The organism is Maricaulis sp. (genome assembly GCF_048269565.1).
In the GTDB taxonomy this organism is placed as follows: domain Bacteria; phylum Pseudomonadota; class Alphaproteobacteria; order Caulobacterales; family Maricaulaceae; genus Maricaulis.
On record NZ_JBLXIK010000004.1, the window covers coordinates 85,685 to 102,390 of the forward strand.

The 16,706-nt window shown below is 64.9% G+C and carries 16 protein-coding genes; 14 read left to right on the forward strand and 2 right to left on the reverse strand.

All coding sequences use genetic code 11. The features are described 5' to 3' along the window. Window positions 1-48 precede the first annotated feature (48 nt). The 5 genes from hflK to miaA all read left to right on the forward strand — a co-directional run bounded on the left by hflK (window position 49) and on the right by miaA (window position 4,708). Window positions 49-1,203, forward strand: a complete 1,155-nt coding sequence (hflK, locus tag ACN0YL_RS09660) for an FtsH protease activity modulator HflK (protein ID WP_417497840.1) — start codon at window positions 49-51, stop codon at window positions 1,201-1,203. Then, window positions 1,200-2,081, forward strand: a complete 882-nt coding sequence (gene hflC / locus ACN0YL_RS09665) for a protease modulator HflC (RefSeq protein ID WP_417482235.1) — start codon at window positions 1,200-1,202, stop codon at window positions 2,079-2,081. The genes hflK and hflC overlap by 4 nt, the downstream gene beginning before the upstream one ends. Before the next feature lie 6 nt (window positions 2,082-2,087). Further along, window positions 2,088-2,273, forward strand: coding sequence for a DUF2065 domain-containing protein (locus tag ACN0YL_RS09670; protein ID WP_417482234.1), 186 nt, complete (start codon window positions 2,088-2,090; stop codon window positions 2,271-2,273). A 123-nt stretch (window positions 2,274-2,396) separates the two neighbouring features. Next, window positions 2,397-3,785, forward strand: a complete 1,389-nt coding sequence (locus tag ACN0YL_RS09675) for a Do family serine endopeptidase (RefSeq protein WP_417497841.1) — start codon at window positions 2,397-2,399, stop codon at window positions 3,783-3,785. Next, the gene (gene miaA, locus ACN0YL_RS09680) at window positions 3,782-4,708 is read left to right on the forward strand and encodes a tRNA (adenosine(37)-N6)-dimethylallyltransferase MiaA (RefSeq protein ID WP_417497842.1); all 927 of its coding nucleotides are present in this window, start codon (window positions 3,782-3,784) and stop codon (window positions 4,706-4,708) included. Before ACN0YL_RS09675 ends, miaA begins: the two co-directional genes overlap by 4 nt. A 4-nt stretch (window positions 4,709-4,712) precedes the next feature. On the opposite strand, the gene ACN0YL_RS09685 is transcribed toward miaA, so the two are convergent. Next, complete coding sequence (locus ACN0YL_RS09685; protein WP_417497843.1) at window positions 4,713-5,651, reverse strand: DMT family transporter; 939 nt, start codon at window positions 5,649-5,651, stop codon at window positions 4,713-4,715. A 237-nt stretch (window positions 5,652-5,888) separates the two neighbouring features. Here ACN0YL_RS09685 and ilvC point away from each other — a divergent pair, with 237 nt between their 5' ends. From ilvC to ACN0YL_RS09730, 9 genes are all read left to right on the forward strand, one after another. Next, window positions 5,889-6,893, forward strand: a complete 1,005-nt coding sequence (gene ilvC, locus ACN0YL_RS09690) for a ketol-acid reductoisomerase (RefSeq protein WP_417497844.1) — start codon at window positions 5,889-5,891, stop codon at window positions 6,891-6,893. Between the two features lie 61 nt (window positions 6,894-6,954). Further along, window positions 6,955-7,461 (forward strand): hypothetical protein, encoded by a 507-nt coding sequence (locus ACN0YL_RS09695; RefSeq protein ID WP_417491258.1) that lies wholly within the window; start codon window positions 6,955-6,957, stop codon window positions 7,459-7,461. A gap of 66 nt (window positions 7,462-7,527) precedes the next feature. Next, window positions 7,528-8,268: a TVP38/TMEM64 family protein gene (locus ACN0YL_RS09700; protein ID WP_417491259.1), complete on the forward strand. Its 741-nt coding sequence runs from the start codon at window positions 7,528-7,530 to the stop codon at window positions 8,266-8,268. A gap of 124 nt (window positions 8,269-8,392) precedes the next feature. Continuing rightward, window positions 8,393-9,433 (forward strand): rod shape-determining protein, encoded by a 1,041-nt coding sequence (locus ACN0YL_RS09705; protein WP_417469930.1) that lies wholly within the window; start codon window positions 8,393-8,395, stop codon window positions 9,431-9,433. A 33-nt stretch (window positions 9,434-9,466) separates the two neighbouring features. Then, complete coding sequence (gene mreC, locus ACN0YL_RS09710; RefSeq protein WP_417497845.1) at window positions 9,467-10,465, forward strand: rod shape-determining protein MreC; 999 nt, start codon at window positions 9,467-9,469, stop codon at window positions 10,463-10,465. Next, window positions 10,462-10,983, forward strand: a complete 522-nt coding sequence (gene mreD, locus ACN0YL_RS09715) for a rod shape-determining protein MreD (protein WP_417491261.1) — start codon at window positions 10,462-10,464, stop codon at window positions 10,981-10,983. Before mreC ends, mreD begins: the two co-directional genes overlap by 4 nt. A 12-nt stretch (window positions 10,984-10,995) precedes the next feature. Continuing rightward, window positions 10,996-12,870: a penicillin-binding protein 2 gene (gene mrdA / locus ACN0YL_RS09720; RefSeq protein WP_417497846.1), complete on the forward strand. Its 1,875-nt coding sequence runs from the start codon at window positions 10,996-10,998 to the stop codon at window positions 12,868-12,870. Next, window positions 12,870-14,015 carry a rod shape-determining protein RodA gene (rodA, locus tag ACN0YL_RS09725; protein WP_417491263.1) on the forward strand — a complete coding sequence of 382 codons (1,146 nt, stop codon included), beginning with the start codon at window positions 12,870-12,872 and terminating at the stop codon, window positions 14,013-14,015. Before mrdA ends, rodA begins: the two co-directional genes overlap by 1 nt. Window positions 14,016-14,124: 109 nt before the next feature. Beyond that, the gene (locus ACN0YL_RS09730) at window positions 14,125-15,477 is read left to right on the forward strand and encodes a sodium-dependent transporter (RefSeq protein WP_417497847.1); all 1,353 of its coding nucleotides are present in this window, start codon (window positions 14,125-14,127) and stop codon (window positions 15,475-15,477) included. 95 nt (window positions 15,478-15,572) lie between these two features. Here the strand turns inward: ACN0YL_RS09730 and pip are convergent, their stop codons facing one another. Beyond that, a complete protein-coding gene (gene pip / locus ACN0YL_RS09735; RefSeq protein WP_417491368.1) occupies window positions 15,573-16,541 on the reverse strand; it encodes a prolyl aminopeptidase in 969 nt (322 codons plus the stop codon). Window positions 16,542-16,706 lie beyond the last annotated feature (165 nt).

The window sequence follows — 16,706 nt, forward strand, 5'->3', positions numbered from 1 at the left end:
GCGAACGTTCATCTATTGACGCAATGTATCGAGAGGAATGAAGCATCCATGCCCTGGAACGATAATACCGGCGGTAGCGGCGGCGGCGGAGGCCCTTGGGGCTCCGGCGGCGGCAATAATGGCAACGGACAAAACCCCTGGGGCCGCAGGCCCGAGGGCGGCGGTGGCGGTCAGGAACCGCCCGATCTCGATGAGGTCGTGCGCCAGTTGCAGCGCAGCTTCCGCGGCATGTTTGGCGGCGGCGGATCAGCCGGCGGCAAGGATGGCGGCAAGGGCGGCGGCATTTTCGGCGTCGGTCTGGTGCTGGCGATCCTGGTTGGTGTCTGGTTCCTGCTTCCCGGCAGCGGCTGGTACCAGGTGGGCCCGAACCAGAATGGTGTCGTGCTGCGCTTTGGCGAATACACCCGCACCACCGGTCCCGGTCTGCACGTGAAATTCCCGACCCCGATCGAGACGGTCTTCCTGCCCGAGGTGACGACAACCAATACGCTCTCCATCGGTGCCGGCACCGAAGGCCAGATGCTGACCCGCGACCAGAATATCGTCGATATCGAGTTTGCCGTGCAGTGGCGCGTCAATCTGGGCTATCCCGACGGTGTTCGCGATTATCTCTTCAACGTCAGAAGCCCTGAAGGCACGGTTCGCGCCGTCGCTGAAAGTGCGATGCGCGAAGTGATCGGCACCTCGGACCTGCAATACATCATCACCGAGGGCCGCGGCGAAGTCTCGCGCCGGACCAAGGCGCTGTTGCAGGCGACGCTCGATGAATACACTGCGGGGATCGAGATCCTCGAGGTCAATCTGCGTACCGCGCAGCCACCGGCCAGCGTCATCGACGCCTTCCGCGATGTGGATGTCGCCGAACAGGATGCCGAGCGTCTGCGTCTGCAGGCCACCTCCTACTCCAACCGGGTGATCCCGGAAGCGCGCGGTGAAGCGGCCCGCCTGACCCAGGCGGCCCAAGCCTATCGCGACTCGGTCATCGCCGAAGCCCAGGGTGAGGCGGATCGTTTCGTCTCCATCTATCAGGAATATGCCCAAGCGCCGGAAGTCACGCGTCACCGCATGTATCTGGAAACGCTGGAAGGCGTTCTGCGTGATTCCGAGCTGACCATCCTGGATAGTCAGTCCGGCGCCGTGCCTTACCTGCCGCTTGACCAGCTTGGTCAGAACCGCATTCGCAGCCAGGAGGGCAATCAATGATCCGCACCCTCGGAATAATCCTCCTGTTCGGCGTCATCTTTGTCGGACTGCAGAGTGTCTACACGGTCAATGAGCTGCAGCAGGCGCTGATCCTGCGCGTCGGCGAGCCGGTCGATGCCGTCAACGAAGCCGGCGATGAAGATCCGGGTCTGCATTTCAAGATCCCCTTCATCATGGACGTGCTGATGTTCGACAAGCGCAATCTGGAATTCGACATGCAGCCGGAGGAGATCCAGGCGTCGGACCAGGTTCGTCTCGTCGTCGATGCCTTCCTGCGATACCGCATCGTCAATCCGCTGCGTTTCTATCAGACGGTCGGTGATGAGCGCGGGGCCCAGTCGCGCCTGCGCTCGATCATGGATGACAGCCTGCGCGGCGTGATCGCCTCGATCCCGTCCCAGGAAGTCGTCTCCGGCCAGCGTGCCGAACTGATGGACCGCGTCCAGACGGCCGTGGAAGACCAGGTCGCCCGTCAGGATCTCGGGATTGAAGTGATCGATGTCCGCATCCTTCGCGCCGACCTGCCGGACCAGATCGCCGAACGCGTCTTCCAGCGCATGCGCTCGGAGCGGGAACAGCGCGCGGCGCAAATCCGCGCTGTCGGTGCCCAGGAAGCCCAGGAAATCCAGGCCGATGCCGATCGTCAGGCGACGATCATCCGGGCTGAAGCCCGGGCCCAGTCGGAACGGATCAAGGGGGAGGGCGATGCCCAGCGCAACGCCATCTATGCTGCGGCCTATGGCCGTGACCCTGAGTTCTTCGCCTTCTACCGTTCGATGATCGCTTACCAGGAGGCGTTCGGCGAAGGGACACCGATCGTGGTGGCACCCGACTCGGAGTTCTTCGACTATTTCCGGAGCGAGACGGGCCGGAACTAATCTGTGTTGACGGCATTGCTTGTCGGTGTGGGCGTCGCTCTGGCGCTTGAGGGGGCGGCCTATGCGCTGGCACCCGAGGCGATGAAGCGGTTCCTGTCACAGATACTGGACATGCCGGGCGACCAGCTGCGCATTGCGGGGCTGGTCGCTCTGGTGTCCGGCGTAGCGCTCGTGGCTTTTTTCGGGCCGTGAGCGGCGCGTGACGAAGCTGTTATCGCGATGACTTTCGCGTCACAGCGGTTGCGGCAGACGCCCGCATGGCGCTATCACTGCATGAATAAAGTGTGGTTTTCATTTTTCGGATTGGCTGAGTTCATGCGTCGCCTTTTTGCCCTCGTCTTGCTGTTCGTCCTGCCCCCGGTCGCCCTGGCGCACCCGGGTGATGGCGGTTTCGCGGATCTCGCCGAGGGGCTTTCGCCCGCGGTTGTGAACATCGCCGCGGCGCAGCGGCTCGATGCCGGCGACGGCCTGCCGGAATTTCCCGAAGGCTCGCCGCTGGAGCGTTTCAACGATATTTTCGGCGACGCCCCGCGCATCGCCAACTCGCTCGGTTCCGGCTTCATCGTCGAGGCGACCGGCATTGTCGTGACCAATAATCACGTCATCGACGGTGCCGACGAGGTCGAGGTCTCGCTGCCCGACGGGCGTGTCTTTCCGGCGGAAGTGATCGGCGTTGACCCGCTGACCGATCTCGCCGTGCTGCGGATGATGAATGTCCATGAGGCGCTGCCGCATGTCAGCTTCGGCGACAGCGATACGGCCCGCGTGGGCGACTGGGTGATCGCGATCGGCAATCCCTTCGGCCTTGGCGGCACGCTGACGGCCGGTGTCGTCTCGGCGCGCGGCCGCGAGGCCGGCGGGCGCTATGACGATTACATCCAGACCGATGTCGCCATCAATACCGGCAATTCCGGCGGCCCGCTGTTCAACATGGATGGCGATGTCATTGGCGTGAACACGCTGATCCTGTCGCCGACCGGTGCCAGCGTCGGCATCTCGCTCTCCATCCCGTCCAATATCGCGACGCGTGTTGTCGCCCAGCTGATCGAGTTCGGCGAGACCCGTCGTGGCTGGCTTGGCGTCAGCGTCCAGCCGGTGACTCCGGAACTGGCCGAGAGCTTCGAGCTCGACTCGCCGCACGGCGCCATTATCTCACGCGTCGAGCCCGGCGGGCCGGCCGCCGCGGCCGATCTGCGTACCGGCGATCTCGTCATCCGCTTCGATGGCCGCCGCGTCCGCGACAGCCGCAGCTTCCCGCGCTTGGTGGCCGAGACCGAGATCGGCCGTGTCGCCGAGGTCGGGATTATCCGCGAGGACCGGCCGATGACCCTGAGCGTCACCGTCGGCGAGCTCACCGAGACCGGTGGCGCGGCCGCTCCCGCGCCGGCCAATTCCGCCGTGGTCACCCCCGACCAAGCCCCGAGCAATACGGTGCGCGGCATGACGCTGGCGGTGCTCGACACCGCATCGCGCCGCCGCTTCCGGGTCCATCCCGACGCGACAGGTGTGCTGGTGACCGAAGTGGCGGCCAGCAGCGATGCCTCCGGCAAGGTGCGTCCGGGTGATGTCATCGAGGAGGTCGAGTTCACGCGCGTGGCGACGATCGAGGATATCCGCCGCATTGTTGACGGCATCCCCACCGGTCCGGTGCGTTTCCAGCTCAATCGCGGCGGCCAGTACGTGCTGCAATCCATCCGGCCGTGACACGCTGCCTGCTGATTGCGGGACCGACAGCGGCCGGCAAGACCGCCTTGGCGCTGGCGGCGGCGCAGGCGCTGGACGGCGAGATCATCAATGCCGATTCCATGCAGATCTATGCCGGTCTGCCGCTGATCACCGCGCAGCCCTCGATGGATGATTTTTCCAAGGTGCCGCACCATCTGTTCGGCTGCGTCGATCCGGCGATGCGCTGGTCGGTCGGACACTGGACTGAAGCGGCGCTGGCGCTGATCGCCGACATTCATGAGCGCGGACGCACCCCGATCCTGGTTGGCGGAACCGGGCTGTATTTCCTCGCCATGACCAAGGGACTGGCACCGGTCCCCGAGATTGATGCCGATTCCCGCCAACAGGTCGTCGACCTGCTCGCCGCGACCGGGCCGGAAGGCCTGCGCAGTGAGGCCGAGCGGCTGGACCCGGTTGCCGCGGCCCGCATCAAGCCGGCCGATCTGCAACGTCAGATGCGCATCGTCGAGGTCGGCTATGCGACCGGCGAGGCGCTGTCGAGCTTTCACGCCGACACCCGGCCGATGCTGGAGGCTGATGAATGGTCCGGCATTGTGATCGAGCCGGAACGTCAGCCGCTCTACGACCGGATCAATCACCGTTTCGAGCTGATGCTCGAGGCCGGCGCGCTCGACGAGGTCCGCGCCTTTGCTGCGCTCGGGCTGGACCCGCTGCTGCCGGCCAGCAAGGCGCTGGGCGTGCCGCCGCTGATGGCGCATTTGCGCGGTGAGATGACGCTTGAGGATGCCGTGCGCCTGGCGCAGCGGGATTCGCGCCGCTACGCCAAGCGGCAGATGACCTGGTTCCGCAATCAACATCCCGACTGGTCGCGCATTCATTCCCTCGACGCCGCCGGTGCCGCCCGGGAGCTGGGCGGCATTCTGGATGCCTGGCCGGCCTGAATTGTCAGGGCAGCGGTTCCGGCGGCACAGCCGCGGCCGCCAATCGCTCCCGTTCGCGGGCCCGCGCTTCACGGATCGAGATATAGGCCGTCGCCCCGATGATCAGCGCCGTTCCGGGCCAGACCCAGAAGCCGGGCAGGGTCTTGAACACCAGCCAGTCGGCCGCGACCGCCATCGGCAGGCGCAGGAAATCCATCGCCGTGACATAGCTCGCCTCACCGATCGCCATGCCCTTGATATAGCAGGCCTGCGCCCCCGTGGCGGTGAGCGCCATCAAGGCGATGACCAGCCATTGCTCGCCCTGCGGCATCTGCCATTCAAGGATGGCGAAGGGCGCGGTGAACAGGCCCGAGAGCAGATTGGTCGCGATGATCAGCGTCAGGGTAGAGTGCAGGCGCGACAATTCCTTCACCATCACGATCGAGCCGGCAAAGGCGAGGGCAGCGCCCAGCGCGAGCAGGCTGGATATCTCCATCTGCATCGAGGGCTGGACGATGACCAGCACACCGACACAGCCCACGCCGGTGGCGATCCAGCGCTGGGCGCCGACCTTCTCGCGCAGGACGATCGCCGCGAGCACGATGATGAAGAGCGGCCGCGAAAACGAGATCGCGTTGAATTGCGACATCGGCATGATGGCGATGGCGGCGAAGGAGAGCAGGAATCCCGCCGAGGCGAGACCGCCGCGCAGCAACATCAGGCCGGGCTGATGTACGCGCAAGGTCTCCGGCCGCGTGCGCACCAGTACAGGCAGCAGGATCAGCATGCCCGCGACGGCGCGGAAAAAGGCCAGCAGGCCGGAGCCGAACTCGCCGCCCAGCGTTTTGACCAGGCCGAGATGGATGGTGAAGATAATCCCCGACAGGATCATCCAGACCATGCCGCGGCTATTGGGTGATAGTTGCGCCGCGAAGGCGGCGAGGGGGCGGACAAGCCGGTTCAAGTCAAACATCTCCCCCTGCCGGACGCCGGCGCCGGACGCGGCGTCGCATACGGCGCGTCACAGGCCGCGATGCGCAAGTGTGGTATTGTGAGAGCCAAAGGTCCAATGCCGGTCACACGCGGCGGCGGCACCGGCCGTTCTCTCGCCTGCGAAACTGCAGAGCAAGGGCGTGGTGTGCTGGACTCGGGCCCTGCCGATGCGTCCAATCAGCCGATACCAGCCGAGGATGATTCACCGATGCCGCAGGACACGACCGAACCGCTCTATACGCGCGATATCGATCTTGACCCGATCACGCGCCGCCGTATCGCGATTGTCGGCTATGGCAATCATGGCCGGTCGCACGCCCTGTGCCTGCGCGATAGCGGTGCGGGTCAGATCCGCATCGCCTTGCGCGCCGGTTCACCATCGCGGGCCAAGGCCGAGGCGGACGGGTTTCAGGTTGTTTCCGTCGCCGAGGCTGCGGGCTGGGCCGATGTCATTGCGCTGCTCGCCGCCGACGAGGCACACCGCCAGATCTGGACCGGGGCCATCCTGCCGAACCGCAAGCCGGGCCAGGCGCTGATCGTCTGTCATGGCTTTTCCGTGCACTACGGCCTGATCGATGCGCCCGCCGATGCCGATATCATTCTCGCCGCGGCCAAGGGGCCGGGCGGGGCGGTGCGTGAGGAATATCTCAAGGGCAACGGGCTGATCGGTTTCTGGGCCGTGCACCAGGATGCCAGCGGCCAGGCGCGCGAACTGGCGCTGGCCTATCTCGCCGCGATCGGTTCGGGCAATGTCGGGATTTTCCCGACCACATTCCGCGAGGAAACCGTCTCCGACCTGTTCGGCGAACAGGTGGTGCTGGTGGGCGGTATGGTGGCGCTGGCCAAGGCCAGTTTCACGCGGCTGACGGCCGCCGGGGTCAGCCCGCGCATGGCCTATATCGATTGCGTCCACGAGCTGAAATATCTCGCCGACCTGATCCAGCAGCGCGGCATTGCCGGCATGTATGAGGCGATCTCGGACACGGCGGAATTCGGGGCGCGAGAGATCGAGGACGCCATCGCCGGGCCCGAACTGCTCAAGGTGTTTGATACGGCAATGGACGATATCGAGTCCGGCGCCTTTGCCCGCAAATGGGTCGAGCGTTACGAATCCGGCGACCGCCTGCAGGCCGAACGGGCGCAGGACCGCACCCTGCCGATCGAGGCAGCGGGCGATGAATTGCGCTCCAGACTTGGCCGCGCCACGAAATAGACAATAAAACTGTTCATCTCTGTCCGTTACAGGGATCCATGAATCAATGTTGGGGACAAAGATGGCATTTAATCCGGTCAAGGAACGCCGCTATGGCGAGCCGAAAGAAGTTGTGGCGCGCATGTTCGAGGAAGTGGGCGGCATCCCCGAGGTGATGAACCTGCTCGAGCTGAGCCGTACCCGGGTCTATGCGCTCGCCGATCCCGATTCCAGCAATGATATTTCCTACGCTCGCGTCGCGCGGCTGACCGAGGCCGGCGCCACCGCTGCCGCCCAGCACCTCGCAGCCCTGGCGGGCGGGATTTTCGTGCCGGTCGACAAGGCCGACGACGCCAACTGGCTGGCTCTGGCCGGCGAGGCCAGCCGCCGCAATGCGCGCAATATCGCCGCCCTGATGGAATCGCTGGGTGAAACCGAGCGCTCGCCCGGTGAGGTCGACCAGCAGGAAGCGCGCGAAATCCTCAAACTGCTGGACGAGCAATTGGGCACGCTGGCCCTGCAACGAGCCAAGCTCGCCACCATCGCCGCCGGCGACGTGCCGCCATCGCCGGATGTGGCCGACCGATGATCATCATTGCGGGCCTGCGGATCCGTGTTTAGTTAAATCGCTGCTTCCAGACGGGTGCCGGAGAGAATGAACGCTCTGATCCAATTCATTTTGCGAATGGATGTGCGCGCCGCGCGCGCGATCGGCGTCTCGATCGCGCTGTTCGTCGTGGTCGCAGCGGTGTTCGTGATCGGGCGTTTCGTGCTCGATATCGGCCCGGGCGCGATTGGCGACTGGTTCGATTCCGCGGCCAGCCAATGGTATGCCCTGCCGCTGACCATCCTGGTCTTTATCGCGCTCTCCTTCCTCGGTGCGCCGCAGTTCGGACTGATGGCAGCCGCGATTGTCGCCTTCGGGCCGCGCACCGGTTTCATCTATGCCTGGATTGCCACCCTGGCTGCGGCGACGGTGAATTACTATCTCGGCCGCTGGTTCGGCGCCGGCCTGCTGGCCCGCTTCGGCGGCGATTGGGCCAACCGGATCTCCGACTTCATCGGCCGCAACGGGCTGCTGGCGAGCATGATTGTGCGCTGGGTCCCCTCCGGCCCCTTCATCGTCGTCAATATGGGCTTCGGCATCGCGCGCACGCCGTATTGGGCCTTCGGGCTTGGCACTGCTCTGGGGACCGGGCCGAAACTGTTTGTCGTGGCGCTCGCCGGCCAAAGCATCCTGGCGATCATGAGCGAGGGACAATTGCTGATCGGGCTTTCGCTGGCTGTTGCAGTTGCGGGCTGGATCGGCATGATGCTGGTTGCCCGGCGCTGGTTGCGACGCAATCGTCCGGTCGATGGTGTCGCACCGGCGGCGTCCGAGGACGGAGAAGCCTAGCCGATCAAGCCAGAGAGTATGCGTTTGCACCTGCCTGCCCCTTGCAATATGGCGCGGACCATCGCACAACAAAAAAAGCTTTTCCGCGGCTTTGCCGCCACACCCCTCGAAATCAGCGCGCCCTATGCTCAACTATCTTTTCGGCTTACTTTCCGCAGACATCGCCATCGATCTCGGCACCGCCAACACGCTCGTCTACGTCAAGGGACGCGGCGTGGTGCTCAATGAGCCCTCTGTGGTGGCCTACAAGGTCGAGAAGGGCCGCAAATACGTCCAGGCCGTTGGCGCCGAAGCCAAGCTCATGCTCGGCAAGACACCCGGCAATGTCGAAGCGATCCGCCCGATGCGCGACGGCGTGATTGCCGACTTCGATGTCGCCGAGGAAATGATCAAGCATTTCATCCAGAAAGTGCACAATCGCCGCTCGATGGTCAGCCCGCAGGTCGTGATCTGCGTGCCGTCCGGCGCCACCGCCGTTGAACGCCGCGCCATCCATGAATCGGCGCTCGGTGCCGGTGCGCGCAAGGTCTATCTGATCGACGAGCCGATGGCAGCAGCTGTCGGTGCCGGCCTGCCGATCGACGAGCCGACCGGCTCGATGATCGTCGACATCGGCGGCGGCACGACGGAAGTCGCCGTGATGTCGCTGTCGGGTATCGTCTATTCGCGCTCGGTGCGGGTCGGTGGCGACAAGATGGACGAAGCCATCATCAACTATATCCGCCGCTCGGCGAATCTCCTGATCGGGGAAACCAGTGCCGAACGGATCAAGAAGGAAATCGGCTCGGCCATGCCGCCGGTGAAGGGCGAAGGCCTTGCCCTCGACATCAAGGGCCGCGACCTGATGAATGGCGTGCCGCGCGAAATCTCGATCACCGAGGCGATGATTGCCGATGCGCTGTCCGAGCCGGTCGAGCAAATCGTCGAAGCCGTGAAGCAGGCGCTTGAGGCGACCCCGCCCGAGCTGGCCGCCGATATCGTCGACAAGGGCATTGTCCTGACCGGCGGCGGCGCCTTGCTGCGCAATCTCGATACCGAGCTTCGCGAGCGCACCGGCCTGCCGGTCTGCCTGGCCGACGATCCGCTGTCCTGCGTTGTGCTGGGATGCGGCAAGGCGGTTGAAGATCTTAAGCTTTGGCGCCCCATTCTGTCCGAAGCGGTCTAGTCTGCCGGTTCACGCAGGGGCAGGAGTGAGTGATTGGCTTCTCGTCGTTCAGGACGGCATGAAGGTGAAGGTGGTGTTCGATTTTCGCGAACACTGTTTATCGCCCTGCTTGTCCTCTCAGGCGCCCTGATCGCCTTTGACCGCCCCGAATCCCGCTCGGCCGGATTTGCCAGCTTCCGTTCCGGTTTCACCGATATTGCCGCGCCGGTGCTTGAACTGGCGGCGCAGCCGGTGCGCGGCCTGAAGAATATCGGTCCCTATTTCCGGCGCCAGGGTGAACTCGCCGAGGAAAACGCCCGCCTGCGCCAGCAATTGATCGAGGCGCGCTATTGGGAAGACCTGGCCTACCGCCAGCGCGACCGCATCGAGGTCTATGAAGCGGCGCTCGAGATCGACTCGCCGGCCACGCGCGAGCGGATCGGCGCCTGGACGGTGGCCGATCCGGAAGGCCCCTTCGTCCGTGCCCGCCTGATCGGTCGCGGCAGTGATGCCGGTATCGACGACGGTTATCCGGTGATCAATCTCTACGGCCTGGTCGGGCGCGTGTTCGAGACCGGCCGGCGTTCGGCGCGGATCCTGTTGCTGACAGACCTCAACAGCCGCATTCCGGTGATGGCCGACCGGTCCAATGCCCGTGCGATCCTGATCGGTGACAATACCGCCTTCCCGCGTCTGGACTATGTCGGCCGCGATGCCGATATCCGGCCCGGCGACCGCATTGTCAGTTCCGGCGATGACGGCATCCTGCCGCGCGGCCTGCCGGTCGGCGAGGCGGTCGAGGCGCGCGATGGCAGCTGGCGTGTACGGCTGTATTCCGACCAGGCCCCGGTCGATTTCGTCTGGGTCTGGCCCTATGAGCGGATCGCCGCCCCGGGCGAGGACGAGGCCGAGGCTGAGGCCGGGCTTGAGGCCGGGGTCCCGCCGGCGACGGCGCCCGACCCCGCGGCAGCAGCTCCGGAGACGGTAATCGAGGACGGCGCGATAGCAGAAGAACCGGCTGATGCAGCGGCCCCGACCGGAGGCGAGCGATGAGAAAGACCTCTGAACGCCAGACCCCCTATTGGGCGGCCGCCGCCTGTGCCCTGACGGTTTTCCTCGCCCTGGTCGTCCAGGCCGCGCCGACGCAATTGATCGACGGCGTCAATATCATGCCGACCTGGCCGCTGATCGCGATTTTCCTCTGGGCGGGGTTGCGGCCGTATTTCATGCCGCCGATCATCGTGTTCTCGATCGGGCTCTGCCAGGACCTGCTGACCGGCGCGCCGATGGGCGTGTGGGCGCTGGCCTATCTGGTGTCGATCTCGGCGCTGCGCTTTCGCGGCGAGGACGGCATGCCGCGCGATCTGCCGCCAATCCTGGCGCGTTTTGCCGGCACGCTGGTGCTGGCCCACACCATCGCCTATGGCGCCGGCAGCCTGGCGCTGGGCCAGCTGGCCGATGTCCGCCCCTTGATCATCGAGGCGACGGCGACCATGCTGATGTTTCCCCTGATTGCCCATCTGGCACTCCGCCGGCGCCGCAGCAGCCGAACCGGCTTTATCGGAGGATGATCGCGAAACCCGATGCGCGCTGACCGCCAGGAACAGGATAGCAAGTTTACCCGCCGGGCCCTGCTGATGGCAGGCGGCGGAGCGCTGGCCTTTACGGGGCTGAGCGCACGCCTGTATTCGCTGCAGGTGCTCGAGGGTGAGCGCTACCGGCTTCTGTCCGAAGACAACCAGTTCAACTTCCGCCTGGTCCCGCCCTCGCGCGGGCGCATTCTCGACCGTTTCGGTGCCCTGCTGGCGGATAATCGCGACAGTTTCCGGGTCTTGATCGTGCCGGAACAGGCCGGCGATGTCGCCGCCGCGCTCGACCGGCTGGCGCGCTTCATGCCGCTGAGCGATCACGAGCGCGACCGTGTCCTGCGTGCGGCCAGCCGCGGCGCCCGGTTCAATGCCATCACGGTTGCCGAGGATCTCGACTGGCAGACCTTTTCGGCCATCAATCTCAATGCGCCCGAGCTGGCCGGCATGGCGCCGGATGTCGGCGAGGTGCGCTCCTATCCCTATGCGGCTGCCTTTGCCCATGTCGTCGGCTATGTCCAGGCCCCCAACGAGGATGATCTCGCTGACGAAACGCGCGAAGCCGAGCGGCTATTGCGCCATCCCGGTTTCCGGGTCGGCAAGACCGGGGTCGAGATTGCCCGCGAACGCGATCTGCGCGGCGCGGCCGGTGCGCTGAAGATCGAGGTCAATGCCGTCGGCCGCGTGATCCGCGAACTGCCCGAGCAGTCGACCTCGCCGCAGCAGGGCCATGACGTGGTCATGACGCTGGACGCCGATATCCAGCAATACGCCTATGAGCGGCTCGGGCAGGACAGCGCCTCCGCCGTGGTGATTGACGTCAATACCGGCGAGCTGATTGCGCTCGTCTCCGCGCCCAGCTTTGACCCCAACCTGTTTGTCGGCGGGATTTCCAGCGCCGACTTTGCCGGTCTGCGCAATAATGATCACCGGCCGCTGTTCCAGAAATCGATCCAGGGCACCTATCCGCCCGGCTCGACCTTCAAGGCGGTTTCGGCCGCCGCGGCGATCGAGCACAATGTCTTCCGGCCCAATGAGACGGTGCATTGCAGTGGCTCGGTGCGGCTGGGCAATCGCGAATTCCACTGCTGGCGCCGCCAGGGCCATGGCAATGTCGATTTGCGCACGGCGCTCAAGACATCCTGCGACATCTTTTTTTACGAAGCGGCGGCCCGGCTCGGGATTGACCGGCTGCATGCGATGGGCCAGCGGTTCGGAATTGGCGAGCAATTCGATATCGGCATTTCCGGCGTTGCTCGGGGCATCATGCCCAATCCCGCCTGGAAGCGGGCGCAGCGCGACGAGGGCTGGTCGACCGGTGACAGCTATAACACCGTTATCGGGCAGGGCTCGATGCTGGCATCGCCGCTGCAGCTGGCCGTGATGACGGCGCGCGTTGCCTCCGGACGGGCGATCGAGCCGACCCTCTATCGCAATGCGATGGCGCCGCCGGCGCCGCATATCGGCTTGCGCGATGATTCCATGACCCGCGTGCGCGACGCACTCCGGGCCGCGGCAGAGGAGCCGGGTGGCACCTCCTTCTCGCTGGGCGGTCTGGGCATTGACGGCATCGAGATGGCCGGCAAGACCGGCACGGCGCAGGTCTATTCCATCACGGCGGCCGAGCGCGAATCCGGTGTCCGCACCCAGCTCGACCTGCCCTGGCGGCTGCGCGATCATGGCCTGTTTGTCTGTTACGCACCGGCGGATGCGCCGAAATATGCAGTCGTGGTCGTGGTCGAGCATGGTGGCGGATCGAGCGCGGCAACCCACCCGGCCCGCGACATCCTGCGCCGGGTCGTGGCGCGCGATCCATCAAGCCGGCCGGGCGTTTTTGCCGATCTGGGCAATCTTCCGGGAAGGGGGGCCTGATGGCCGTTTTCCGCGAGAGTGTGCCGCGCGACCTGCCGGGCAAGCTTATGGAGCTCAACTGGTCGCTGGTTCTGCTCCTGGTCCTGCTGGGCGCTGCCGGTGTCGGCATGCTGTATTCGGTCGGCGGTGGTTCGTGGGAGCCGTGGGCGGCGCGTCATGCGATGCGCTTCGCGGTCGGCTTTGCCGGAATGCTGGTGCTGGCGATGTTTCCGCCCCGCTTCTGGATGGGCGTCGCCTATCCGATTTATGCCGTTGCCCTGGTCTTGCTGATCGGGGCCGAACTGTTCGGCGCCACGGTCAATGGTTCGCAGCGCTGGCTTGATATCGGACCGATCCGTCTGCAGCCGTCCGAGATCATGAAAATCGCGCTCGTCTTCGCACTGGCGCGCTTTTATCACGACCTGCCGACCGAGCGGGTGTCGCGTCTGGGCGGGCTGCTGGTGCCGGCGGCGTTGATCGGCATTCCTGCGATACTGATCCTGAAACAGCCCGATCTCGGCACCACCCTGCTGCTGGTCGCGACCGGCGGCGCCGTCGTTTTCCTGGCCGGGTTGAGCTGGAAAGTAATCCTGCCGGGCGTGATTGCGGGGATTGCCGGCGGGATCGGCTTCTTCACCTACGGGCTCGAGGATTACCAGCGCCAGCGCATCATGACGATGTTCAGTCCCGATTCCGATCCGCTCGGTGCGGGCTATCAGATCCTGCAGTCGAAGATCGCGCTCGGCTCAGGCGGCTTTACCGGCAAGGGCTTCATGGAGGGCACGCAGTCGCAACTCGACTATCTGCCGGAGAAGCAGACCGACTTCATCTTCACGATTCTCGGCGAGGAATTCGGCTTCGTTGGCGGTCTGGTGATCCTGACGGTCTACGCCCTGGTGCTGGCCAATACCGTGGCGATCGCGACCAGCTGCAAATCAACCTTCCTGCGCCTGATGACAATGGGCGTGGCGACCACTTTCGGCCTCTACGTCTTCATCAATGTCGGCATGGTGATGGGAACCCTGCCGGTGGTGGGGGTGCCGCTGCCGATGATTTCCTATGGCGGCACGGTGATGCTGGCGGTGCTGGCCGGTTTCGGCCTCATTCTCGGGGCGCATATTCACCGCAATGCCGAGCCGCCGCGCGGTGTCGGCCTGTTCGGCTGAAGAGTTTCATTGAATACGCACGCTTGACCCGGCTTTAGGGTTGGGGAAGTGTGCGCGTTAAGTAATTATCGCCGGGGCGCTCAAGCGCCCGGCATCAGGGGAGAGTTTCATGGCAGCTGCGCTCGCGGGCACGCACGCCCATTGGTCGTCGCGTTTTGCATTCATCATGGCCGCCGTCGGTTCCGCCGTCGGCCTGGGCAATCTCTGGCGTTTTCCGTTCATGACGGGCCAGAATGGCGGTTCGGCCTTCGTGCTGATCTATATCGGCTGTGTCATCCTGTTCGCCCTGCCGGTTCTGATGGCCGAGCTGGCGATTGGCCGTCACGCACAGCAATCCGCCATCACCTCGACGCGCAAGATGGCGATCGAGGCCGGCAAGTCCGGCAAGTGGTCGGTGGTTGGCTGGGTCTGTACTGCGGCCGGTTTCCTGGTGCTGACGACCTATAGCGTCATCGCCGGTCAGGTCATGGCCTTCTCGGCGGCCGGCTTCGCCGGCGGTTTTGCCGAACCCGATGGCGCGACGATGTTTTACAACACCGACGGCATCAAGATGTTCTGGCATTTCCTGTTCATGACGCTGACGATCCTGATCGTCTCACGCGGATTGAAGGGCGGGATCGAGCGCGTCGCCACCATCTTGATGCCGCTCTTCTTCGTCGTGCTGATCGGCCTGACGATCTACTCCATGACGAATGGTGCCGCAGGCGCAGCCGTGAGCTATCTGTTCACGCCCGATTTCACCGCCGTGACCGGTCAGACCTTCATCGCCGCGCTCGGCCAGGCCTTCTTCTCGGTCAGCGTCGCCTCGGCGATCATGATCACCTATGGCTCCTATCTGCCGCGCGATTCCAATATCGGCTCTTCGGCGGTCCTGATCGTGTCGGCCGACACAATGGTGGCCCTGATTGCCGGTCTGATGATCTTCCCGATCGTCTTCCTGGTCGGGATGGACCCGGCCGCCGGGCTCGGCCTGATCTTCACGGCCTTGCCACAGGTCTTCTCGACCATGCCTGCCGGCAACATTATCGGCGGCGCTTTCTTCGCGCTGGCCTTTATTGCCGCCCTGACCTCGTCCATCTCCCTGCTGGAAGCCACCGTGGCCTTCATCGAGGAGAATGCGAGCTTCGGTCGCGCCATGACCGCCTGCCTGCTGGGCGGCTTTGCCTTCATGATCGGTGCGGGCGCGGTCTATTCGGAGGCTTTCGCCGGCGGCTTTGTCGATGTGCTCTCCGGCCAGATCCTGTTGCCGCTGGGCGGTTTCCTGGTCGCGGTTTTCGCCGGCTGGGTGATCCCGAAATCCCTGATGCGGACCGAATTGTCGCACGCGTCATCGGGCCTGTTCGCCTTCTTCCACTTTGCGGTGCGCTATATCGTGCCGGTGGCGATCGGGGCGATTCTGGTGCTTGGCCTCGACGACATGTTCAATGACGGCCGGATTGGCTCCATGATCGGCCTCGGCTGATCCACGCCGGTCCTGGCGGCAAGGACGTCAATGACAAGGCCCCGCCGGCGCGGATCGCTGGCGGGGCCTTTTGCTGTCTGAGGCCGGTCTATGCCCTAGCCGCCGAACTGGTCGGCGAAACTGTCAGTGGCGCGCACCAGTCCATCGACAATGCCCGGTTCGCCGGCGGCATGGCCGGCGTCGGGAATCATGCGGAGCCGGGCACGGGGCCATTCGCGCGCCAGGCTCCAGGCCGTCTGCGGCGGGGTCACCACATCATAGCGGCCCTGCACGATGATGCCGGGCAGATGCTTGAAGCGCGGCGTGCTGTCGAGCAGGGCGCCGTCATGCTCGAGAAAACCCTTGTGCGCGAAATAATGGGTTTCCATCCGCGCGAGCGCATCGGCGCGCATCGGGTCTGCCAGCGGGGCGTCGGGCTGTCCGGCCAGGCTGATCAAGGCGCTCTCCCAGCGCGACCAGGCCAGCGCGTCGGGGCGACGGCGGGTGATGTCCGGCTCGAGCAGGCGTTCGTAATAGGCCTTCACCACATCTTCACGCTCGGTCGCGCTGAGCGAGCCGGTCAGCCGGTCCCAGGCGTCGGGGAACAGCATGTTGGCGCCGTTGCGATAGAACCAGTCGAGCTCGAGCTGACGGCACAGGAAGACCCCGCGCAGGATCAGGCCGAGGCAATGGTCGGCGTGTTCGCGGGCATAGGCGACGGCGAGGGTGGCGCCCCAGGAGCCGCCGAAGATCACCGCCTTGTCGATACCGAGCGCGGTGCGGATGCGTTCGATATCGCTGACAAGGTGGGCGGTGGTATTGGCGTTGAGCTCGCCATGCGGTGTCGAACGCCCGCAGCCGCGCTGGTCAAACAGGATGATGCGATAACGCGCCGGATCGAAGAAACGGCGCAGCGCCGGCGAGATGCCGCCGCCGGGACCGCCATGCAGGGCGATGACCGGCAGGCCATCGGCGCGACCGCATTCCTCGAGATAGAGCTCATGGCCATCACCGACATCCAGCCGCGAGGCGCGATAGGGCCGGATCGGCGGGTAGAGCTGGCGGCGTGAGTAGGCGGTATCCATCGCATCCATCTGTCGTTAGGGCGTCATCAATATAATATTGCATAGCTTCTCGCGCCTACTCACTATATCTTCCACAGGCATTGGGGCTGGCTTTGTGTTTGGGAACCATCATTTGATGCGTCGTTTTCTGGGTGTTTTGGCGGCAGTGTGTGCGTGCGGATCGAT